Origin of the sequence: Paraburkholderia sacchari (genome assembly GCF_000785435.2) — a bacterium.
Lineage (GTDB): Bacteria > Pseudomonadota > Gammaproteobacteria > Burkholderiales > Burkholderiaceae > Paraburkholderia > Paraburkholderia sacchari.
Window position 1 is genome coordinate 1,275,084 of the sequence record NZ_JTDB02000001.1, and the last position, 22,594, is coordinate 1,297,677.

Annotated in this window: 20 protein-coding genes and 1 pseudogene; 12 read left to right on the forward strand and 9 right to left on the reverse strand. The window is 63.7% G+C overall.

Annotated elements, in window-relative coordinates; all coding sequences use genetic code 11:
* The first annotated feature begins 13 nt into the window (after positions 1-13).
* A complete protein-coding gene (gene betA, locus NH14_RS05650) occupies positions 14-1,726 on the forward strand; it encodes a choline dehydrogenase (RefSeq protein WP_035528925.1) in 1,713 nt (570 codons plus the stop codon).
* 125 nt (positions 1,727-1,851) lie between these two features.
* Here betA and NH14_RS05655 read toward each other — a convergent pair whose 3' ends face one another.
* Together NH14_RS05655 and NH14_RS05660 are read right to left on the reverse strand one after the other, a co-directional pair.
* Positions 1,852-2,835: a quinone oxidoreductase family protein gene (locus NH14_RS05655; RefSeq protein WP_035528928.1), complete on the reverse strand. Its 984-nt coding sequence runs from the start codon at positions 2,833-2,835 to the stop codon at positions 1,852-1,854.
* Between the two features lie 32 nt (positions 2,836-2,867).
* On the reverse strand, positions 2,868-3,926 hold the full coding sequence (locus tag NH14_RS05660) for a beta-keto acid cleavage family enzyme (protein WP_035528930.1): 1,059 nt from the start codon (positions 3,924-3,926) through the stop codon (positions 2,868-2,870).
* A gap of 287 nt (positions 3,927-4,213) precedes the next feature.
* Between NH14_RS05660 and NH14_RS05665 the strand changes: the two genes are divergently transcribed.
* From NH14_RS05665 to NH14_RS05690, 6 genes are all read left to right on the forward strand, one after another.
* Positions 4,214-5,335 (forward strand): porin, encoded by a 1,122-nt coding sequence (locus NH14_RS05665; protein WP_035528932.1) that lies wholly within the window; start codon positions 4,214-4,216, stop codon positions 5,333-5,335.
* A gap of 37 nt (positions 5,336-5,372) precedes the next feature.
* Positions 5,373-5,738, forward strand: coding sequence for a BON domain-containing protein (locus tag NH14_RS05670; RefSeq protein WP_035529221.1), 366 nt, complete (start codon positions 5,373-5,375; stop codon positions 5,736-5,738).
* 226 nt (positions 5,739-5,964) lie between these two features.
* A complete protein-coding gene (locus NH14_RS05675) occupies positions 5,965-6,810 on the forward strand; it encodes a TauD/TfdA dioxygenase family protein (RefSeq protein WP_202031571.1) in 846 nt (281 codons plus the stop codon).
* A gap of 22 nt (positions 6,811-6,832) precedes the next feature.
* On the forward strand, positions 6,833-7,657 hold the full coding sequence (locus tag NH14_RS05680; protein WP_035528936.1) for a GntR family transcriptional regulator: 825 nt from the start codon (positions 6,833-6,835) through the stop codon (positions 7,655-7,657).
* A 37-nt stretch (positions 7,658-7,694) separates the two neighbouring features.
* The gene (locus tag NH14_RS05685; protein ID WP_035528937.1) at positions 7,695-8,990 is read left to right on the forward strand and encodes an MFS transporter; all 1,296 of its coding nucleotides are present in this window, start codon (positions 7,695-7,697) and stop codon (positions 8,988-8,990) included.
* Positions 8,950-10,380, forward strand: coding sequence for an MFS transporter (locus NH14_RS05690; RefSeq protein WP_331253411.1), 1,431 nt, complete (start codon positions 8,950-8,952; stop codon positions 10,378-10,380). Before NH14_RS05685 ends, NH14_RS05690 begins: the two co-directional genes overlap by 41 nt.
* 27 nt (positions 10,381-10,407) lie before the next feature.
* Here NH14_RS05690 and NH14_RS05695 read toward each other — a convergent pair whose 3' ends face one another.
* From NH14_RS05695 to NH14_RS05725, 6 genes and pseudogenes are all read right to left on the reverse strand, one after another.
* On the reverse strand, positions 10,408-11,232 hold the full coding sequence (locus NH14_RS05695) for a GntR family transcriptional regulator (protein ID WP_052148170.1): 825 nt from the start codon (positions 11,230-11,232) through the stop codon (positions 10,408-10,410).
* Between the two features lie 123 nt (positions 11,233-11,355).
* Complete coding sequence (locus tag NH14_RS05700; protein WP_035528941.1) at positions 11,356-12,174, reverse strand: M55 family metallopeptidase; 819 nt, start codon at positions 12,172-12,174, stop codon at positions 11,356-11,358.
* Positions 12,175-12,177: 3 nt separating this feature from the next.
* Positions 12,178-13,302, reverse strand: coding sequence for a DmpA family aminopeptidase (locus NH14_RS05705; RefSeq protein ID WP_084225627.1), 1,125 nt, complete (start codon positions 13,300-13,302; stop codon positions 12,178-12,180).
* 183 nt (positions 13,303-13,485) lie between these two features.
* Positions 13,486-13,644 (reverse strand): annotated as a pseudogene (locus NH14_RS05715) (ATP-binding cassette domain-containing protein); the annotation flags it as partial.
* An 80-nt stretch (positions 13,645-13,724) separates the two neighbouring features.
* A complete protein-coding gene (locus NH14_RS05720) occupies positions 13,725-14,738 on the reverse strand; it encodes an isoaspartyl peptidase/L-asparaginase family protein (RefSeq protein WP_035528947.1) in 1,014 nt (337 codons plus the stop codon).
* Positions 14,735-15,610, reverse strand: coding sequence for a MurR/RpiR family transcriptional regulator (locus NH14_RS05725; protein ID WP_035529228.1), 876 nt, complete (start codon positions 15,608-15,610; stop codon positions 14,735-14,737). Before NH14_RS05725 ends, NH14_RS05720 begins: the two co-directional genes overlap by 4 nt.
* A gap of 217 nt (positions 15,611-15,827) precedes the next feature.
* On the opposite strand from NH14_RS05725, the gene NH14_RS05730 reads away from it, so the two are divergent.
* Together NH14_RS05730 and NH14_RS05735 are read left to right on the forward strand one after the other, a co-directional pair.
* Complete coding sequence (locus tag NH14_RS05730; protein WP_052148187.1) at positions 15,828-16,517, forward strand: aspartate/glutamate racemase family protein; 690 nt, start codon at positions 15,828-15,830, stop codon at positions 16,515-16,517.
* Between the two features lie 71 nt (positions 16,518-16,588).
* The gene (locus NH14_RS05735; RefSeq protein ID WP_202031604.1) at positions 16,589-17,401 is read left to right on the forward strand and encodes an ABC transporter substrate-binding protein; all 813 of its coding nucleotides are present in this window, start codon (positions 16,589-16,591) and stop codon (positions 17,399-17,401) included.
* A gap of 94 nt (positions 17,402-17,495) precedes the next feature.
* Here NH14_RS05735 and NH14_RS05740 read toward each other — a convergent pair whose 3' ends face one another.
* The gene (locus NH14_RS05740) at positions 17,496-18,809 is read right to left on the reverse strand and encodes a tyrosine-type recombinase/integrase (protein ID WP_052148171.1); all 1,314 of its coding nucleotides are present in this window, start codon (positions 18,807-18,809) and stop codon (positions 17,496-17,498) included.
* 324 nt (positions 18,810-19,133) lie between these two features.
* Here NH14_RS05740 and NH14_RS05745 point away from each other — a divergent pair, with 324 nt between their 5' ends.
* The 3 genes from NH14_RS05745 to NH14_RS05755 all read left to right on the forward strand — a co-directional run bounded on the left by NH14_RS05745 (position 19,134) and on the right by NH14_RS05755 (position 22,578).
* The gene (locus tag NH14_RS05745; RefSeq protein ID WP_035528950.1) at positions 19,134-20,288 is read left to right on the forward strand and encodes a pyridoxal phosphate-dependent aminotransferase; all 1,155 of its coding nucleotides are present in this window, start codon (positions 19,134-19,136) and stop codon (positions 20,286-20,288) included.
* Between the two features lie 76 nt (positions 20,289-20,364).
* Positions 20,365-21,144, forward strand: coding sequence for an ABC transporter substrate-binding protein (locus tag NH14_RS05750; protein WP_035528952.1), 780 nt, complete (start codon positions 20,365-20,367; stop codon positions 21,142-21,144).
* A gap of 18 nt (positions 21,145-21,162) precedes the next feature.
* The gene (locus NH14_RS05755; protein ID WP_237179560.1) at positions 21,163-22,578 is read left to right on the forward strand and encodes an FAD-binding oxidoreductase; all 1,416 of its coding nucleotides are present in this window, start codon (positions 21,163-21,165) and stop codon (positions 22,576-22,578) included.
* Positions 22,579-22,594: the final 16 nt, after the last annotated feature.

A 22,594-nucleotide genomic window follows, 5' to 3' on the forward strand; every position in this document is an offset into this window, starting at 1 on the left:
TCGGGAATTCATCATGGAAAGCCGGGAATACGACTACATCATCGTGGGTGCGGGATCGGCGGGCTGTGTGCTGGCCAACCGCCTCACTGAGGATCCATCCGTGAGCGTGCTGGTGCTCGAATACGGCGGCAGCGATCGCAGCATCATCATCCAGATGCCGAGCGCGTTTTCGATGCCGATGAACACGCGCAAGTTCAACTGGAAATACCAGACCGCGCCGGAGCCGCATCTGAACGGACGGCAACTGCATTGCCCGCGCGGCAAGGTGCTGGGTGGATCGTCGTCGATCAACGGCCTGGTCTATATTCGCGGCCATGCTTATGACTTCGACGAGTGGGAGGAACTGGGCGCGCGCGGCTGGGGCTACCGCAACTGCCTGCCGTACTTCCGCCGCGCCGAAAGCTACAAGTTCGGCGGCGACCAGTATCGCGGCTCGAGCGGACCACTCTCGACCAACAACGGCAATAACATGAAAAACCCGTTGTACGGCGCATGGATCGAGGCGGGCGTGCAGGCCGGCTACATCCGCACCGACGACTGCAACGGGCACATGCAGGAAGGTTTCGGCGCGATGCACATGACGGTGAAGGACGGCGTGCGCTGGTCCACCGCGAACGCCTATCTGCGCCCGGCCATGAGCCGTCCCAACCTGCACGTGGTCACGAATGCGATGACGCGGCAGGTGATCGTCGAGGGCAAGCGCGCGGTCGGGGTGGTCTACGACCGGGGCGGCGTCACGCACACTGCGCGCTGCCGCGCCGAAGTGCTGATTTCATCGGGGCCGATCGGCTCGCCGCATCTGCTCCAGCGCTCGGGCATCGGGCCTGCCGACGCATTGCGTGCGGCCGGCGTGGAGGTCAAGCACGCGCTGCCCGGCGTTGGCATGAATCTGCAGGATCATGCCGAGATCTATATCCAGTACGGCTGCAAGGAACCGGTCACGCTCAACGGCCAGATGGACCCCTGGCACAAGTTCCTGATCGGTTTGCGCTGGCTGCTGTTCAAGGATGGCCTTGGCGCCAGCAACCATTTCGAAGCAGGCGGTTTCATCCGCTCCGAGGCAGGGCTGCGCTGGCCCGATATCCAGTTCCATTTTCTACCTGCCGCAATGCGCTACGACGGCGACAAGCCGTTCAAGGGTCACGGTTTCATGGTGCTGACCGGACCGAACAAGCCTAAGAGCCGGGGCCATGTGCGCCTCACATCGGGCGACCCGTACGCGCACCCCGAGATTCGCTTTAATTATCTGGACCGCGAAGAGGACCGCGAGGGCTTCCGGCGCTGCGTGCGGCTCACGCGCGAGATCATCGGGCAGCCGGCGATGGACCGTTTCCGCGATGTCGAACTCGCGCCGGGCCCCGGCGTGCAAACCGACGACGAAATCGACGCCTTCGTTCGGGCGAATCTGGAAAGCACGATGCATCCGTGCGGTTCGTGCCGGATGGGCGAGGACGACATGGCCGTCGTCGACTCCGAGTTGCGCGTGCGTGGCATGACGGGCTTGCGCGTGATCGACTCGTCGGTGTTTCCGACCGAGCCCAACGGCAACCTCAACGCGCCGACCATCATGCTTGCCGAGCGCGCCTCCGATCTCGTGCGCGGCAAGCCGATGCTGCCTCCGTCGAATGCCGAAGTGGGGCTCGCCGAGGGCTGGGAGACCCAGCAGCGTACGCGTGCACCCAAGCGGCAGTTGTATCGAGCCGAGTACAGCGATACGCAGTTGTAACGCAAAGCGAACCGCGAACCCTACGATCGAGGCAAGAATGTCGTGTTCCATGCGAACGACGGACGACCTTGCATTGATCCCGGGTTTCGCGGTTTCGGCGCGGTTTCGGCCCGTTTCGGGAAACGTCACTCCACCACGAAAATAGAGGATCCCGTAGTTTTTCTTGCTTCGAGGTCCCGATGTGCCTGCACTGCGTCCTGCAACGCATAACGCTGGTTGATCTCGATGCGGATGCGGCCGGACGCTACGTGGCCGAATAGCTCGTCGACCAGTTCCGCCTTTTCTGCTGGATCGGCGATGTAGTCGGCGAGTCCGGGGCGAGTCATATACACCGAGCCCTTGCGCGCGAGAATTTGCGGATCGAATGGCGGAATCTTGCCGGATGCGGTGCCGACGCAGACCATCAAGCCGCGGCGTTTGAGCGAGTCGAGCGAGGACATGAAGGTATCCTTGCCGACGCTGTCGAATACCACCGACACGCCCGCTCCGCCGGTCAACTCCCGCACGCGTTTGGCCACATCTTCGTGGCTGTAGTTGATCGTATGATCGCAGCCATGTGCGCGCGCGATTTCGGCCTTGGCGCTGGTGGAAACGGTGCCGATCACTGTCAGCCCGAGCAGTTTGGCCCATTGCGAAACAATCAGGCCAACTCCGCCCGCGGCCGCGTGCAGCAGCACGGCGTCGCCCGCCTTGAAAGGGTAGATGCGGCGCAGCAGGTAGGCGGCGGACAGGCCTCGCATTGTCATTGCCGCGGCTGACTCGCAACTGATGCCCTCCGGCAACTTGATCAACAATTCGGCGGAAATCAGCCGCTCTGTGCTGTATGCGCCCAGCGTGTTGATGAAGCCCGTGTAGCTCACGCGGTCGCCTACCGCGAGATGAGTCACGCCGGCGCCGACGGCCTCGACCACGCCGGCAGCCTCGTTGCCGAGGCCGGCAGGCAGCGGGACCACATACGTACCGCCGCGAAAGTATGTATCGGCGAAATTCAGACCCACCGCCACGTGGCGGATGCGTACTTCGCCCGGCCCCGGCTCTGCCACGTCCACGTCTTCGAAACGCAGAACCTCGGGGCCACCCGTTTCGTAGAACTTGACGACTTTTGCCATACTGTCTCCTGTTCGATGTTTCCTTGAAGGCTTCAGTCTGGCTTGCGCAGGAAGCCCTGGTTGCCGCCGTTGCGATTGGGCGCGAAGCCGTTGGCGTGCAGCGTTTCTTCCGCCGTGTCGTAGAAGACGCCGATTTTCATGATCTCGCGTGCCTGTTGCGCGGTCGCGATAGGGCGGCCGAGTTCGCCGGCAATACGCACCAGTTGCTTGATCTGCTCGACGGAGCTCATCTTGCCCGTGCGGGTCTGGTTCCAGAGCACATCCTCGATGCCGCAGCGTACGTGAAGGCCCAGCGCGATCCCGATCATGTTTATGGGCAGCACATTGAGCACCGAGCTTTCCACCGTGACCACTGCGCCATCGGGCACCGCGCGCAACATGTTGGCGAGGTTGAAGATGTTCGCCTGATCCATGCCGCCGCTGATCGCCACCCAGTTCATCACCAGCGGTCCTTTGTACACGCCGCGCCGGATCATTCGCTCGATGGTCTCGAAGCTGTTGATGTTGTAGACCTGAAATTCGCTCTGGATTCCGGCGGCCGACAGTCGCCGAATGTGCTCCTCGGCCCAGCTGGGATTCGAGGGAACAATCATGTCCTTGTAGGTGGCGTAAAGATTCGGGAATCCTCGCGAAACACCCCTGAAATCATCCACCCCGGCATGCTCCGTCACATTCATTTGTGTCGTGTTGACGGTCACCGTCACCTGGTCGGGCTTGGGATCGAGTTCGGCCAGCATGTGGCGCGTGTCGTCGCTGAGCCATTTGGCGGCTTCGCCTTCGGACTCAGGCGCGAAGCTGATCGAGCCGCCCACCTGAATCACCATTTCCGGCACCCGCTCGCGCACCCCGGCAATCAACTCATTGAACATGGACAGGCGCTTGCTGCCCCGGCCGTCGGGTTCGCGCACGTGCAGATGCAGCACGGTGGCGCCCGCTTCGTAGCAATCCACCGCCTTCTGGATCTGCTCCTCCATCGTGACCGGAATGTCTTCCGGAAAATCCGAGGGAATCCAGCCCGGCGCATAGGGCGCGGCGGTGATGATCAGAGGCTGCTGGTTCTCGGGATACAGGTGGCCGTCAAGAAAGTTCATGGTGATGGATCTCCTGGTTGAGATGTGAGGTCGTCAGAACACCGGTTTCCTCGCAGGACGAGTGCGGCCGTTGCGAGGGCACTGTGGGTCGGAGTGTATCCTCGCCAAACAATAATGTCGACATAAATATAAAATGAGAATTTGTTGCCTCGAAGCGACGCCTTGCTCTGCTTGCCGGATCGACTCGGTATAAACATTAATGTCGACATCAACAAATTTGCACGATGATCGCGCTGTCCGTATCCGGCCGGGCTTGCCAGGCCATCACAAGAGCAGAGGAGACGTCAATGAAATTGAAGTTGGGCGGCGCAGCAGTGCTCGTGGTATTCGCCAGTGCATCGCATGCGCAATCGTCGGTCACGTTGTACGGCGCGATTGATTCGGGCCTTTTTTATCAAAGCACGGCTGCGTCGTCGTTCGCGCCGAACGCGCACAACAACGGGCATGTGTTCGGCATCAAGGACGGCAGCCTCTACGGAAGCTTCTGGGGTATCAAGGGGACCGAGGACATCGGCGGCGGCTACAAGGTCAACTTCCGGTTGCAGGGCGTGTTCAACAGCAGCAACGGCAAGCTCGGACTGGGCGATACGACCGGGGCTACCGCGGTGTTCAACCAGCAGGCGACGGTTGGCGTCTCCGGGCCGTTCGGCACCTTCGACGCCGGGCGGCAGTACACCCCCATGATCTATGCGATGGCCGATACCGACGTTCGCGCTGCCGAGTACTTCGGCAGCATCCTGGGCGCCTGGCTCGGGCTGAACCAGGCCGCAGGCTGGCCGGGCACGAACACGAACGTGCCGATCGGCGCGCTGTACGACAGCAATGCGCTGGTCTACCAGTCGCCGAAATTCCATGGCGCGTCGGCCGCGCTCGAGTACGCTCCGGGGGGCGTGCCGGGCCAGTTCCAGGGCGGCACCCGCGAATCCGCGGTGCTCCGGTACTCGAACTACGGCCTCAATCTGTCCGCCGTCTACTACAACGCCCACGACACGAATCTCGCGGCGGCCACGCCAACCGGGCTCGACAACAACCGCTTCTACTATTTCGGCGCGAAGTACACGTTCCGTGGGATCTCGGTGTCGGCGTCATACGGCATCGGCAAGAATCCTTCGAACACTAAACTATCGGATTACGAAATGATCTCGGGAGGACTCGGCTATCAGTTCACTCCATACTTCAGGGTCACGTCCGGGTTCTATTATCTGAAGGACCGCAACCATTCGGCGAACCATTCGAGCGAATATGCGGTGGGCGCCGATTACAGCCTGTCCAAGCGGACGATCATTTCGGCGCAGCTCGGATATGTCGCCAACCGCGGCGCCATGAACCAGACGATCATGTACGGCCAGCCCGTTGCGCCGGGCGTATCGACCACGGCGGCCATGATTGGTCTGCGCCATAACTTTTGATGACTTGAGCACGAAAGCGAGACCAACGATGAAGTCGATGAACGGACTCAGAGCGGCACTCGGTGTCGCGATTGCAACGGTGTTGATCAGCGCCTGGGCGCAGGACGGGATGCCGGCTGGGGCATCGGCCGGCGCGGCGCTCAATGCGTCTGGGGGCTCGACGGCCAAAACCGCACGCCAGGCAAATCGCGCGCTAAAGCGCAAGGTGTATGCAGCGCTCGCGAAGCATAAGGAGATCGACGCGGGCAACATCGGCATCACTGCGAAAAGCGGCGCCGTGACGATCAGCGGAACCGTTTCGGACGCTTCGCAGATCAGCACCGTTATCGAGGTCGTGAAGGGCGTCCCGGGGGTGACCTCAGTGACAAGCAAGCTCACGGTGCAGCGGCCGTTCGGCCAGTAGGAGACGCAAGCCGGGGCCGATGGATGAGATCGGCCCCGGACACGTCTTGCCAGCCACTGCCCCGGAACCTGTCAATTTATGTCGACATAAATAAATATTGCTGCTATCTTGATCAGCAACCAGGGCAGCAAATTTCACGGTTTCGCGGGGCAAGCGGGCCTCCCGGCATGTAGCGGCGGCCGTGGGAATGCTGTCGAAATCCCACAGACACAAGGAGACAGGGTTCATGATCAAAGTAGAAAGATTGACGGCATGCATCGGCGCGGAAGTGGCCGGCGTGAGCCTCGGCGCCGCATCCCGGGATGCATCGCTGTTTGCGGAAATCAAGGCGCTGCTGCTAAAGCATCGGGTCCTTTTTTTCCGCGACCAGGATCTCTCGCGGGAGGAGCATGTCGCGTTTGCGCGCAGGTTCGGAAAACTCGAGGATCATCCGGTTGCGGGTAGCGATCCGGAACACCCGGGGCTCGTGCGCATCTACCGGTCGGAAGCCAAGAACCCTTACGAGAACAATTACCACACCGACGGGCTTTGGCGGCCTAATCCCTCAATGGGAGCCGTGCTCCGCTGTGTCGAGTGCCCGGACGTGGGCGGCGACACCATCTGGGTCAACATGGTCGAGGCCTATAGGCAACTGCCTGAAGAAGTCAAAAAGCGCATCGAGGGACTGAGAGCGAAAAGCAGCATTGAGCACTCGTTCGGCGCGGTAATGGATCCCGAAGAGCGAAAGAAACTCGCGGCGCAGAATCCGGAGGTGGAACATCCCGTCGTGCGCACGCACCCGGAAACGGACGAGAAGATCCTGTACGTCAGCAGCTTCACAACGCATTTCGTCAACTACCACACCGCCGAGAACGTGCGTTACGGCCTGGACAAGACGCCGGGCGCGAGTCTTCTGCTGAATTATCTGCAGAGCCAGGCATCGATTCCAGAATATCAGGTGCGTTTCCGCTGGAAGCCGAATAGCGTTGCCGTGTGGGACAACCGCTCCACGCAGCACTACGCGGTCATGGATTACTGGCCGGCGCCTCGCAAAATGGAGCGAGCGGGCATCGAGGGCGATACGCCTTACTGAGCAATTTGCGTATTCCTGTGCCATGGCCCGAAACAGAACCCCAAACCTTCCCGATTTTTTCACGCTGCTCACGCCGAAAAATTCCCTGATGCTGGCCGTCGAGCGAGCGGTGCTGCGCGGGCAGGATGGCGTGTATGCCGCGGCGCCGATTGCGCAGCAGATCGCAGTCCGGCTGGCCGGGGTCATTACGCTGGACCTGGTGAAAGCAGGGCAGCGCTTGCTGGAGAACGATATCAGCGAGGTACTGCAGGTCAGCCGCGCTCCCGTGCGCGAAGCGATGCGCATGCTCGAGCGGGATCGCTTGATCGAGTTTCAGGCCCGGCGCGGGGCAATCGTGACGGCGCCCGATCAGCACGAGCTTCGGGATATTTTCCGCGTGCGCGGCGTGCTTTACCTCACGATGCTCGAACAGGTGGCGAGCGAAAGCCCGGCCGGGTTCGAGGCGTTGCTGACCCTGCATATGCCCAGATTAACCAAGGCAGCCGCGGAGTCGGCCGACGCCTACGCAGTAGAAAGTTTTCTTCTGAATTTCGCCATCGTGAGTTTGTGCGCAAACCGGCTGCTAGTCGACCTCCTGCATTCACTGTCATTGCGGATCCTGCGTTATGTCCGACTGGGATTCGTAGCGGCGCCCCAGTCGATTCTCGCGTCGTTAAGGGACTGGAACGATCTGCACAGGGCTGCGCTCAAGCGGGACAACCAACAACTGCTGAGCCTTGCGGCCTCGCGTCTGGATACCGCAAGGGACGCTGCCATACGCGCCATTATCGGGGAGCCGGCTGAAAGCGGGCTTGCCGTAAGCGAAAGACCGCGCGGCCCGGAGCGCATGCACGTGCCATTCAATTAATGCCGCCATAAATCATTCGCGGCCGGAGGAGACAAAATTGACCCTTTATACAGTTAACTCAGTAACGACTGAGTCGAGTACGGTTGGCCGTGACGCGCGAGCCTACGCGTGGGTGGTATTCGCATTGATGTTTTGCCTCTTGCTTTCCGACTACATGTCGCGGCAGGCGCTCAATGCCTTGTTTCCAATATTGAAAGTCCAGTGGCGGCTTTCCGACACCCAACTCGGTTCGATTAGCGGCATGGTACCGTTGGCGGTCGGCGTGCTGACCCTGCCGTTTTCGCTGATTGCGGACCGCTGGGGGCGTGCCAAAAGCATCGCCCTGATGGCTGCGCTCTGGAGTCTGGCCACGCTCGGGTGTGCGATTGCGAGCAGTTACCACGAGATGCTCGTCGCGCGCATTTTCGTGGGTGTTGGCGAGGCGGCGTACGGCAGTGTCGGACTCGCCATGCTGATGAGCATCTTTCCGGGAAATCTGCGCTCGACCATTGCCGGCGGCTTTACGTCTGCCGCTGCTTTTGGGTCGGTGCTCGGCGTTTCGGTTTCCGGCATCATTGCGGCCCGCTTTGGCTGGCGTTCTTCGATGGCGCTCATGGCGATCTTCGGTTTTGCGCTGGTGATTATTTACGCCATTGTCGTGACGGAAAAAAGGCTCGCCCACACGCATCCAGTCGAAGCAAAAGCAACGCCCCTGCATGAACCTGTGAAACTCACGCCACGTGCGCTATTTGCCGGCCTGTTTCCGTCACGCTCGGTACTCTGTGCGTACCTCGGCAGTGCGCTGCAGATCTTCATTCAGGGTACGCTTTTCGTGTGGCTGCCCAGCTACTTGAATCGCTATTGGGGCATGCCTGTCAGCAAGGCGGCCGTGGCGGCGGCGGGCCTTGTCCTTGTCAGCGGCTTGGGACAATTTCTGTGCGGCGTGGTAACCGACCGGATCAGCGGCGATTCTTCGCTCAAGCGCTGGAACATGGCGGTTGCCTATTGCCTCCTCCTGGGCGTCCTGCTGGCCATCGCGTTCCGCTTGCCGCCGGGCAATCTGCAGCTCGCGCTCCTCGCACCCGCGGTGTTGTTTCTCGCCAGTTCATTCGGCACCTGTAGCGCGATCATTGCGGGCGCTACACCGCCGGCAATCCATGGCTCGGCATTCGCGACGCTCACGCTCTTCAACAATATTCTGGGTCTCGCTGCGGGTCCGTTTGTCACTGGCGTGGTAGCGGACGCGGTAGGGCTTCAAGGCGCATTGCGCTGGCTTCCGCTCGCGGCCGTTCTGCCGCTCGCGGTGTACCTCATTGGCCGGCGTTGCCATATCGCTGAAGCACGACGCGCTTAAGCGTTGCGTATTTCACCAATCCCGAGAGACAACCATGAACGTGATACCCAACGACCACGAGGCGCGCGGGGCCAGCGAAAACACCGGTTACCTGACGAGCAGGCGGCAGGTCTGGTTTGCCTTTGCGATGACCTTCGCGCTCATGTTCTTCGATTTTATCGACCGGCAGGTGATCGTTTCGCTATTTCCTCACATCAAGAGCGAATGGCATCTGAGCGACAAGCAACTGGGCTCGCTCGTCTCGGTCGTATCGATCGTGGTAGGGGCGGGGGGAGTGCCGGTAGCGCTGGTGGCGGACCGCATGGGCCGCGTGAAGAGCATCGTTGTCATGGCCGTCACCTGGAGTCTGGCTACGATCTCATGCATGTTCACGGCCAACTACACCCAATTGTTCATGGCGCGCGCGGTGGTTGGGCTGGGTGAAACCGGCTATGGTTCGGTAGGTGTCGCCCTGATCTCGACGCTGTTCCCCAAGTCCTTGCGCAGCGCCGCGCTCGGCGCTTTCTATGCCGCGCCATCGCTGGGTTCGGTATTGGGCGTGGTGCTGGGCGGGATGATCGCGGCCAGATGGGGCTGGAAAGCCGCCTTCGGGGTGGTCGGCGTGCCGGGGCTCGTGCTCGCGTTGTTTTACCTGCTCGTGCGCGACTACAAGACGGTGGCGCTCACGCCTGACCCGAACGCGGCCAATCAGTCGCTCGGGCTGACGCTCAAGCGCATCTTCGGCGCGCTGGCGCGCACGCGCACGCTGCTGTGGGTGTGCGCCGGCGCGTCGGCTCAACTGATCACCGTATCGGCCATGTGGTCGTGGCTGCCCAGCTACCTGAACCGCTTTCACGGCATGACCCCGGAGGCCGCGGGCAAGGCGGCGGCGCTGGTGGTACTGGTCGGCGCGGTTAGCTGCACGCTCTGGGGCTTTGTGGTGGGGCGCCTGACACGTCGCCAACCGCGCAACAAGTTGCCGGCGCTCTCCGCGCTCTGCCTCGTTACCGCGGTGATCTTCGTGGCGGCGTTCGGCGGCGCTTACGCCGCCGCTATCCAGTTCAAGCTGATCGTTCTTGGCGGCTTTTTCATGAACTGTACCGTCGGCGTGGTTGCGGGCGTCGCCATGGACGTCGTTCATCCCGGTGTGCGCTCGACCGGCGCGGCCGTGCTTTCCCTGTTTCAAAACGTGTTTGGCCTGGCCGTGGGCCCCGTTCTCGCGGGCGCCTTATCGGACCGCTGGGGTTTGCAGCACGCGCTCACCTTCATTCCGCTGTGCAGCGGATTGGCCGCGGTCTTTTTTGTCATCGCGATGCGCAGCTACGACACCGACGCGGCCAGGATCTCCGAGGTCCAACGGGATGCGGCGCCGGCCCTCGCCGATACCCTGAGCACCGGCACTGCGGCCTGAGTTCAGGGTACGGCCCAAGGAAGCCGCTTATTGCGCGGGGGCGGCTTTCCCTTTGGCGGCCGAAGTTTTCGCAGCCCGCGTGCTGCGACCGCCAGCGGGCTTGGCCGCAATCGCACTAACAGCCGCATCCCTTGCCTCGTCCAGGCGCGAAGTGGCAAGACTCAGCAGCAGCTCGCTGTCTCGCTTGATGGCGGCCTTCTGAAGCGCGCGCCAGACTTTCAGGGAGGCGCGCATCGATTGAGGCGCCGCCACCATTCCCAGCCGGACATAACGGAACGTGCGCAACGAGATGGAGTGCAGGATATCGACCAGCAGCCGGTTGTGACACAGACTGATGGTGGCGAAATTCAACTGGAAGCTTTCCACGGCATAGGCGTCCACCGATTCGTCGGCCGCCTTGGCCAGCCTCGGTACATACTCGGTCAATAATGCCTCGAGCTCCGCGGGATTCTCGCGCGCCACCTGTTCGAGCATCGTGACGTAAAGTACGCTGCGCACGCGGAAAATATCCCGCAGCTCGTTTTCATCGGGCGCCGTCACGATCGCTCCGCGCCGGGCCTGGAACTCGACCAGGCGGTCCCGCTCGAGTATGCGCAGCGCTTCGCGCACAGGCGCGCGGCTCACGTGCAGCACTTCGCTAATATCCGCTTCCAGCAGGCGTTGCCCGGATTTCACCAGGTCGAGCGTAATGACCCCGGCCAGCCGCGCGGCGATCTGCTCGGCAATCGGCACCGATGCGGCCGCCCAGTCCTGCCCGCGCAGCACCGCGCGCTCGACCGCCAGCATCAGGGAATTTTTCGGCGTGAGAAGCGCGGAAAGATCGGGCAGATTTTGTGTTTTATTTCGGGCCATGGCGCCAAGCGGAAACGATATTCGTCGGATTTACCCGTCTCGGATTATAGTCGGCGGCATAGTAGTGTCGACAAAAATTTTCTGGCGTTCCGTACGGGTGCTGCACAACGAACGAGGGCAGCCTTATCGCAACATGAATGACATGGCCGAGAGCGAGTTGAGCATCCGCACCGCGGACTGCATGCTCTCGGCGCTAAAGCGCAGAGCGCTGGCCTCGGTGCGCTGCAACTGCGGCCATTGACAGAACAAGTCGGCCAACGCCGGCGTTTGCGTCGTCAGCTCGCACTCGATCAGGCCCGCGACCTTGAACGGACGCAAGTCCGAGATGTTCGCGACGGCAGCCTTCGCGGCCTCGCGGATCAGGGTGCAGGCGCGCTCCGGCGCGAGACTCAGGCACACGCCGTTGCCGAGAGCGCGCTTGGTCTGCACGCCGATCGAACCAGGAAACGCCGGGGCCGTCTCCGCGAGGAATACGTCGTCGCCGCAGCGCAGCGCCACCGGCACGCCAAACTCGCCGGCCAGCGCGCCATACAGATGCGCCTCGCCGAATGGCTGGCCGTTCACGGACACGTTTCGGAATGCAAAGCTATTGATGGTGTGCGCAAGCACGCCCTGGGTTTGCGCGCGCGAATGATAACCGAGCATGTAGACGGCATCGCAACCGAGCTCCACGCCCGTCATCATGCTGAGATAGCGCGGCTTGCCGGTGATGGTTTGCGCGCGGCCATCGAGCCGGTCCAGCAGCAGGTTGCGAAAGCTGCCATGCGAGTCGTTGACGAGCACCTGCGTCGCGCCGCCCTCGAACGCGCCCTGGATGGCGGCGTTCGCCTCGTCGGTCATCCACGCGCGCGCCCGTTCGTATTCGGGGTTGCCGCTGTGCGTTTGCTCGGCGTGCGTGACGCCGGCCACGCCTTCGATATCGGTGGAAATCAGAATCTTCAAGGCTCAGTTCTCGCTGGACTTCATGTCGAAGAGGCGGCGCCAGTCGGGCAGGGCCTCCGTTATCGAGCGGCGGTGGTGGCCGTCGCGGCCCGTCACCGAAGCGGCGCGCCACATGGCGTGCACGATGGCCTGCTCCACGGCCTCGGCGCACGCCTCGAACAACGCGTCCAACTGCGTTTCGTGGAGCATGCTCACTGCCGGCATCGGCGTGTCGGGCAGATGCGGAATCTGCCAGGCCGAGCTGAAGGCCAGCGCGATGTCGCCGCTGCCGTGGCCGTAGACCGAGCCCGTGCGGGCAAGCCCGGCGGCGCTGCGCTTCGCCACGCGAGCAAGCTGGCGCACGTCGAGCGGCGCATCGGTGGCGAGGATCATGATGATCGAGCCTTTCTCCGGCCCGCTGCTGTCGTCGTGGGCTTCGTGCTTGAGAGCGGCCAGCTTGCGGCCCAGCGGCTGACCGGCAATGGTGAGGTTTTCCAGGCGGCCGAAGTTCGCGAGCACGAGCGCGCCAAGGACGAACTCGCGCCGGTCGTCGAGCGTGGCGACGCGCGACGCCGAGCCTATGCCGCCTTTGTGGCCAAAGCAGCTCATGCCGCGCCCCGCGCCAACCGAGCCTTGCGCGAACTCCGGCGCGGCGGCGTCGCAAGCTTGCGCGTAGTGCTCCGCGCCAATCGCCATCGCCTGAATGTCGTTGAGGTAGCCGTCGTTGCACTCGAACACGAGTGGGTTCAAGGTCGGCCAGCTGCGGCCGATCTCGCCATGGCGGCTCACGGCGGCGCGAATTTGCGCGGCGGCCAGCGTGCCGACGGAGAACGTATTGGTCAATGCGATGGGCGTTTCGAGCACACCTAGCTCTTCCAGCTGCATGAGCCCCACGCTTTTGCCGAAGCCGTTGATGATCGCGGCGGCGGCTGGCGTCTTGTGGAGAAAGGCGTCGCGCTCGTGTGGGACGACCACCGTCACGCCGGTCTGATGCGCGCCGTCATGGAGCGTCGCGTGGCCCACGCGCACGCCGGCCACGTCGCCTATCGAATCGCGCGGCCCCGATGGAAGCACGCCCACTCGCGGCGCGTCGCCGGAGCACGGGGAGGGAATGCCGGCCGCGTGGGCCGGCGGTTGTTGTACGGACATGGGTTTATTGTGCGGATGACTCGCGCGGGAGCTATAGGGAATTAGCGAAGCCGCCGGACATCATCGATCGAGTTTGGGATCGAGCGCGTCGCGCAAGCCGTCGCCGAGCAGGTTGAACGCGAGCACGGTCAGGAAAATCGCGAGCGCCGGAAAAATCGCCACGTGCGGCAGCGCGGTCGTCGGCGACGTGACCGACTTGCCCGAGCCCGATTCGCCGACGATGGCGAGCGTCTCGCCGCTATCGACATGGAAGGAAAGATGCTTGACCGCGTGGACCGTGCGTTCGGATCCCCGGAATTCGACGCTCAGTTCGTTAACCTGAACGACGCGGTTGCGCGGCATATCCGCGAATGGGGCGACTGAATGACTCATCGTAGGGCTTGTGCAGGAAAGCTGGAGATGGCGAAAAGTCGGCGTTCGATTTATGCGTAGATCGCGACAACGGGCGCCTGCCCGGCGCGGATGAAGCCGCGATACATGCCCTCGGTGTTGAAGGGCATGGCGACGTTGCCCTGTGCATCGATCGCGACGAGGCCGCCGCGCCCGTCGATTTGCGGGAGCTTTTCGTGCACCACCGTATGCGCCGCTTCTTCGAGTGAAGCGCCCGCATACTCCATGCGCGCCGAGATGTCGTGCGCCACGACCATGCGGATGAACATTTCGCCGGTGCCGGTGGTGGAAACCGCGCAGGTGCGATTGTTCGCATAGCAGCCCGCGCCGATGATGGGCGAGTCGCCCACACGGCCGGGCTGCTTGTTGGTCATGCCGCCGGTCGAGGTGGCGGCAGCCAGATTGCCGTGCGCGTCGAGCGCCACGGCGCCCACCGTGCCGAGCTTGCGGTCTTCGTCGAGCGGCGCGTCCTTCTGGCGGTCAGCGGGCAAGGAGAGCGGCACGCCGCCGCTTGCTCCGTTCGAGCCGGTGTCGTGATCGAGCGCGGTCTGGCCGGACTCCGCGCGTTGCACGCGCTCGAGCTGTTCGCGGCGCAGCGGCGTCGAGAAGAAGTCGGGCGCCACGCGCTCGAGTCCTTGAGCCTGCGCGAACGCCTCGGCGCCCTCGGCGACGAACATCACGTGCTGGCTGTGCTCCATGACCGCGCGCGCGGCGAGCACCGGATTACGCACGGTCTTCAGGCCCGCCACGGCGCCGCTTTTCAGGTTGCGGCCGTCCATGATCGCGGCGTCGAGCTCATGCGTGGCGGCGCTAGTCAACACCGCGCCGTGTCCGGCGTTGAAGAGCGGACATTCCTCGAGCAGCCGCACCGCTTCGGTCACCGCATCGAGCGCGCTGCCGCCTTGCTCCAGAATGCGTCCGGCATTCGTGAGGATCCCGGCCAGCGCCGTTTCGTAAGCCGCGCGCACCTCGTCCGAGGCTTCGGCGCGCGCGATTGCGCCGGCGCCGCCATGAATCGCGAGTACTGCTTGTGCCGCCTGGGTCATGCTTTGTCGTCCCTATGAGTGAGCCATGGCATGACCGATTCGGTCAGTTGAGCCACGTCCTTGAGTGAGTCGGCACAGCGGTGCGCGACCGCCGCCGACAAGGCCTCGATCAGGCCGAGCACGGCCGTTTCCGAGTTCGACAGATACTGGCGCTCGCTGCGCGCATACAGGCAGATGTCCGCGTGCCTGGCGAGCGGCGAGGTGGGCTTGTCGGTCAGCCCAAGCACGCTGATGCCGTTGGCGCGCACGGTTTTCACCAGCGCGACAGTGTCGGCCAGATAGCGCGGAAAGCAGATGGCGATGACGAGATCGCCCTTGCGCAGCCGCGACGCCTGGCGCGCCGCTTCCGATACGCCGCCGAGCGTGGCAAGGCTCTGGACCAGATCGCAGTGCACCGCGAGGTTGCGCTGCAGGAGGCCCGAGAGGTAGCCGCTCGAACCAAAACCGATGATGAAAATGCGTTGCGCGCCAATCACGGCCTGCACGGCTTTTTCGCACTGCTCAGCACTGAGCGACATGCGGGTGAGCTCGAAATTGCGCTGATCCTCGTACAGCGAGGCCGCAAAAATGTCCGCGGCCGACGCGGTCCGGGAACGCTCCAGCCGCAGACGCTCGACCGGCGCGAGCGCTTCCTCGAACCCTTGCGCGAGCAGCGCCCGGAACTGCGGATAGCCCGGCAGGCCCAGCCGGCGCACGAAGCGGTTGGCCGTCGCGTTGGACACCTCGCACGCGCTCGCGAGCTCGTCGATGGTCATGACGGCGACCTTGAACGGCTTGGCGAGCACATAGTCGGCGAGGCGCCGGTGAGCATCGCTCAAGGCCGGCAGCATCTCGGCAATTCGCTCGACGACGGAAAGGTCGGACTGGCTCATCGGCGGCAATGTTTCGATTTGGGGCTTGCGCATGTAAGTAGATTTTCGCCAGAATATATATCTAGAAAATTGATTTTCATTAGGGCTAACCCTGGAGCAGAGCCGGAGACAAACGATGAATTCCGCTCCCATTTCACCCGGCGGCCATTGTCCCGCAACCGCGGCGAGCCAAGGGCCGCTGCGAACGCAAGGCCATCCGGTCGGCATCCTCGGCGGCATGGGGCCGGCCGCCGGCGTCGATTTCGTGAGGCTTTTTCTGGAGGCGTGCGAACGGCATCTGCGCGCGGCCGGCGCGCCTGTCGTCGATCAGTCGTTTCCGGAGCACTGGCTCGTGCAGGTCCCGGTGGTGGACCGCAGCCGCGCATTGCTGGAGCGCGACGCGCCGCAACCGCTCGAAGGCATGGAGCGCGCAATTGCACAACTGGCCGCCGTGGGTGCGCAAACGATCGCGATTGCCTGCAATACCGCGCACGCCTGGCACGCCGCATTGCAGCGCGGCCGGGAGGGCGTGGAACTGCTGCATATCGCGAAGGAGACGGCCGCCTATCTGCGTGCCGGCGGCGTGGACGCAGCGGTCTTGCTGGCGACGCAGGGCACTTACCGGATGGGGCTGTACCAGGACGCCTTCGACGAAAGCGGTATCCAGTACGTGCTGCCGCTGCCCGAGGAGCGAAAGACGCTAATGGAAGGGATCTACGAAGGCGTGAAAGCGGGCAGGCCCGAAATCGCGCGGGAGCGCTTCGGCGCGGCGGCGGGCGCGCTGTATCGGCGGCATGGCGCGCTGCCCCTCGTCATGGCCTGCACCGAAATCCCGCTCGCGCTGCCGTCCGTGGAGGAGGCGCGCGAATGGACGCTGGTCGATCCGGCGGACGTACTGGCGCGGCGCGCCTATGGAGTCGAAGGTTGAGAGGCGTTGGATCGGCACCTCCAATGCTCAGGATACCGAAGTCAAAAGTGCAACAAAACGCAGCGCAAAAAATGCAATTTCCCTATCTACGAGGAGTTGAAGTGAAAAGAATTTCCACAGCCCTGGTCATTGCCCTGTTCGCCGCGTCGGCAACGGGTGTGCAAGCGAAAACCTGGTCGACGATCCGCTTCGGCGTTGACGCGAGCTATCCGCCCTACGAATCAAAAGCGCCCGACGGGCAGCTCGTTGGCTTCGACATCGACCTCGGCAACGAAATTTGCCAGCATTTGCACGCGAAATGCGTGTGGGTCGAGCAGGATTTTGACAGCATGATCCCCGCGCTGAAGGCGCGCAAATTCGACGCCATTCTATCGACGATGTCGAAAACGGCTGCACGCGAGCAACAGATCGCTTTCTCGACAAAGGTCGCCCATTCGCCCGACCGCATGGTCGCGAGAAAGGGCGCAACGATCCTGCCCACGCCGGAAGGCGTGAAGGGCAAGCGGATCGGCGTGGAGCAGGGCTCGATTCAGGAGACCTACGCGCGCGTGCACTGGGAGCCGGCAGGAGCTACGATCGTCCCTTACCAGAACCAGGATCTGGTTTACGCGGATCTGATTTCGGGCCGGCTCGATGCATCCGTGCAGGACCAGGTGCATGCCAACCTGGGATTCCTGAATACTCCGCGCGGCAAGGATTTTGCGTTCGTCGGCACGACGCTTGATGATCCGAAGATTCTCGGCAACGGCACGGCCATTGGCATGCGCAAGGACGATGGCGATTTGCGGGAGAAGATCGATCAGGCGCTTGCCGACATGCACAAGGACGGCACGTACGACAAGGTTGCCCGGAAGTATTTCGATTTCGATATCTACGGAAAATAAGTCGCGCGTTTTCGATGTCCGGCTGCCTGCGCGATACTTCGCGCGGGCGCGCCCGGACTCGCGCGAGCCGTCCTCGGGGACCGCGCATCGAGCATTAACGCCAGTTCATGCGGTGGTTCCCGGTCGTTTCATCGTGGCGGCGGTCGTCCTCTTCGTGCGCGTACTGGCTGGTGGTGTTGATCGAATCGTGGCCGAGGTTGTCGCGCACCGTGCGCAGGTCCAGATCGCTGTCCAGCATGTGCGACGCCGCCGTATGCCGAAGCCAGTGCGCGGACGCCTGGCGAATGTGGTCCGCGTGATCCGCATACTCGCCGCCCCGGGCTTCGGTCCAGTCCGCCGCTTTGGCGAACACCGCCTTGATCGCGTTATGCACGGTCTTGCGGTCGACGCCGTCGCCTGAAGCATTGCCGGCGCGCTGGCGAAACGGCAGCAGCAGGGGCGTCAGTTCGTTGCGCGCCGGCAACGGCGCGAGGCCGTGCGCCTCGCGATAGCGCATCAGCTCGGCGAGCAGTTCCTGGGAAACCGGGATGCGCCGGTACTTCAGCCCTTTGCCCACGACCTCCAGCCACCAGCGCGGCGTGCCGTCGGTGCCGAGTTCGCGCACGAAGTTGCCCATCGTGCCCGCGGCAACTTCCGAGATCCGCAGACCGAGCAGATAGAACAGGGTGGTGAGCCACCGCGCGCGCGCCTTGTCGCGCCGTTGCCGCGGGTCCGGCTCCGGCATGGAGGCCACGTAGTCCTTGACGTGCTGCCACATGACGGCCGGCAGATAGCGCGTGACCCGCTGGGCCGGCCGGCGCCGGCGCTGCCGCAGCAGGCCGAGCGGATTGCCGCGCAGATATCCGGCTTCGACCAGCCAGCCGAACATGCTGTCGAGGATCACCACGGCCTGTTTGATGCTGGCCGGTTCGAGCCGGCCAGCGAACGGGCGCCAGCGCGGATCGTCCGTGGCGTACCGGGCGCCGCCTTCCGTGACCCACGTCGAGACCGGCTGGGGATCGGCGAGGAATTGCCGGTAGCGCGCGAGATCCTCGTGCGTCAGCGACGACACGGGCTTTAGCTCGGCGATCACCGTCCAGATGGGATTGCGCCGGTCGGGCGCGGCGAGGAATTCCCGGAACAGGCGCAGGTCTTCCTGCACGATCATGCCGGGTCCGCTGAGCGCCTGAGCGAGCGCCCAGAGCAGCAGACGGTCGGCTTCCTTGCGGTAGTTCGCGTGCGTGGCCGGGCTTTCGACATAGTTGGCCAGCCACAGGGAAATGGCTTCCAGGTCGGTTTCCGCGCGGATCTGCCGGCGCTCGGTGTCACCGAGGTTCGCGCCGACGCCGCCCGTGGTCTGGGCCGCGCGTAGCTGGAGCGCCGAGGCGTACCGCAAAGGCAAAACTGGCAGGGAGTTTTCCGCGCTCATCGAGGTTCCTGGCGGGTGTTTGGGATCACGGTTTGGGCCACGTTTGGCGGCGCCGGGCGAGGCACGGCGGTCTGAATATTGTATCGATCCCTCCAATTCCGTCAATTCCCCATTATATGCATAATGTGAATTAATTTACGTAGATAGTTTTATTTCATACATATTACGTTGGATTATCAACGATCAAGGCAGATTCAGACATCGGTTGCCCACCCAACCATCCCCGGCATGCATTTAACTCATGCCCATCATGCAAATTAGTCGATTGGCGTCCGATATTGGTCCGCATACAGTTTCGGGGTACGTGATCCAGAAGGAGAATTCATGCGAAGCGCCACCGTACCCCGTTCCAAGCTGCCCGATGTCGGCACCACGATCTTCACCGTGATCGGGCAACTCGCGGCCGAGCACGACGCGCTGAACCTCTCGCAAGGCGCACCGAACTTCGCACCCGATCCGGCGCTAGTCGAAGGCGTCGCGCGCGCGATGCGCGACGGCCACAACCAGTACGCGCCGATGGCCGGCGTCGGCGCGCTGCGCGACGCGCTCGCCGAGAAAACCGAGCGCCTGTACGGCACACGTTACGATCCGTCCACCGAAATCACGGTGATCGCAAGCGCGAGCGAGGGTCTCTATGCATCGATCAGCGCACTCGTGCACCCCGGCGACGAAGTGATCTATTTCGAGCCCTCGTTCGACAGCTACGCGCCGATCGTGCGGATGCAGGGCGCGACGCCGGTGGCGGTCAAGCTCGTGGCGCCGCATTTCCGCGTCGACTGGGACGCGGTTGCCGCCGCGATCACGCCGCGCACGCGCATGATCATCGTGAATACGCCGCACAACCCGACCGCCACGGTTTTCTCCGCCGACGACATCGCCCAGCTCACGCGCCTCACCCGCGAGAGCGACATCGTGATCCTGTCCGACGAGGTGTACGAGCATGTCGTGTTCGACGGCGCGCGGCACGAAAGCATGGCGCGGCACCGCGAACTCGCGGAGCGCAGCGTGATCGTGTCGTCGTTCGGCAAATCGTTCCACGTGACCGGTTGGCGCGTCGGCCATATGCTCGCGCCCGCCGAGCTGATGGACGAGATCCGCAAGGTGCATCAGTTCATGGTGTTCGCGGCCGACACGCCCATGCAGTTCGCGTTCGCGGAAATGCTCGCGCAGCCCGCCAGTTATCTCGGCCTGGCCGCGTTTTATCAAAGCAAGCGCGACTTGCTCGCGCGCGAACTCGAAGGTTCGCGCTTCGAGTTGCTGCCGAGCGAAGGCTCGTTTTTCATGCTCGCGCGTTTCCGGCATTTTTCCGACGAGCGCGACAGCGACTTCGTGCTGCGTCTGATCCGCGATGCGCGCGTCGCGACGATTCCGCTGTCCGCGTTCTATACGGACGGCACCGACAATGGTGTAATCCGGCTCAGCTTCTCGAAGGACGATGCGACGCTGGTGGAAGGCGCGCGGCGGCTTTGCAGCATTTGATGTGACGGTTGGATCGCCGGCGGGGCAAGCATGCGCCGGTCACTGACATTCCCTGGACCTGGAAGAGTAAATCACGATGAAACACCTGAAAATTTGCCTCGCCCTCGCCTGCGCGTTCGGTTCCGGCGCGGCGCTTGCCGGTTCGGATACGCTGCGCTACGGCCTCGAAGCCGAATATGCTCCGTTCGAATCGAAGTCGCCGAGCGGCCAGCTGGTCGGCATGGACATCGACGTCGGCAACGCCGTGTGCAAGACCGCGCAGCTCAAGTGCACGTGGGTCGAGACCTCGTTCGACGGCCTGATCCCGGCCCTGAACGGCCGCAAGTTCGACGCGATCAACTCGGGCATGAACGCGACCGACAAACGCCGCGAGGCTATCGACTTCACGCACGTCATCTACCGCGTGCCGACGATGCTGATCGCGCGCGCGGGCAGCGGCCTGCAGCCGACGCCCGCATCGCTGAAGGGCAAGCGCGTCGGCGTGCTGCAGGCGTCGGTTCAGGAGACCTATGCGAAGGTGCACTGGGAGTCCGCGGGCGTTTCGGTCGTGTCGTACCAGGATCAGAACCAGGCCTACGCCGATCTGGCCGCCGGCCGTGTGGACGCCACGCTCGTGCAGGCGCCGTCGGGCCAGTCCGGTTTCCTCGACCGCCCCGAGGGCAAGGGCTTCGCGTTCGCGGGCGGCGCGGTGCGCGACGACAAGATCCTCGGCGCCGGCATCGCATTCGGCCTGCGCAAGGGCGACACGGCGCTGAAGGACAAGCTCAATGCGGCGATCGACAAGCTGAAGGCCGATGGCACCGTGAAGTCGCTCGGCCAGAAGTATTTCGGCAACGCGGACATTGCCGCGGAGTAACGCATGCCGATTCACGATATGGCGGCCGCGTGCGGTGAACCGGGCCACGCGGCAGTGGACGCGCGCGCGATCGACGCCGCGCTCATTGCCGAACTCGGCGCGGACATCGTCACGCGATCGGCCGATATCGATCCGCACTACTTCACCGCGTACAACGAAGCGCCCGGCGCGCGGCCGCGCGCGCTGGTGCGGCCGCGCAGCGTCGACGACGTCTCGCGCGCGCTCGCGCTGTGCACGAAGCTCAAGCAACCGGTGGTGCCCCAGGGCGGACTAACCGGCCTCGCGCGCGGCGCGGTGGCGCTTGGCGGCGAAATCGTGCTGTCGATGGAACGCTTCGCCGGCATCGAGTCGATCGATGCCGCGGCCGGCACAATCACCGTGCGCGCCGGCACGCCGCTACAGGTGGTTCAGGAAGCCGCGGAAGCGGCCGGCTTCACGTTCGGCGTCGACCTCGGCGCGCGCGGCTCATGCCAGGTCGGCGGCGCTATCGCCACCAATGCGGGCGGCACGCGCGCGATCCGCTATGGCGTGATGCGCGAGCAGGTGCTCGGGCTCGAAGCCGTGCTCGCCGACGGCACGGTCGTGTCGTCGCTGAGCCGGGTGCTGAAGAACAATACCGGCTACGACCTCAAGCAGTTGTTTATCGGCAGCGAAGGCACACTCGGGATCATCACGCGCGCGGTGCTGCGGCTGCGCCCGAAGCTTGCGCCCCCTGCCACCGCGATGTGCCGCGTCGCCGATTACGATGCCGTGGTGCGGCTTTGGGACCGGATGCGCGCGGTGCAGGAGATCGTCAGCTTCGAGGCGATGTGGCCGTCGTTCTACCGGTATGTTGGCAGCCACACGCCCGATGTCACCGCACCGTTTGCCGGCGAGGATGGTTTCGCGGTGCTGATCGAGTGCGCCACGAGCGCGCCGGGCGGCGATGCGGCGCAGATGCTCGAAACATGCCTTGGCGACTGCTTCGAAGCGGGGCTCGTCGACGATGCGGCGCTCGCGACTTCGGAGCGGCAGGCGCGCGATATGTGGCTGCTGCGCGAGGGTCTCGCAATCGACGCCCTGCCGAACCTCATCAATTTCGACGTGAGCCTGCCGACCGGCGAGCTCGGCGAATTCGCGCAACGCTGCGAGGCCGCGCTGCGCACGCGCTGGCCGGAGGTGGTGTGCCTGTTCTTCGGGCACGTCGGCGACGGCAACGTGCATATCGGCGTGTCGCTTGCCGAACTCGACGAGGCGCTCGCGCACGAACTCGATCGCACGGTCTACGGCGTCGTGCAGGACATGGGCGGATCGATTTCGGCGGAGCATGGAATCGGCGTGCTGAAACGGCCATACCTGGCCTGCACGCGCAGCGATGCCGAAATCGGCTTGATGCGCCGCTTGAAGGCAGCGCTCGATCCGCTGCACATCCTGAATCCGGGAAAGGTCCTTTGAGCGGCAGTAGCGCTTG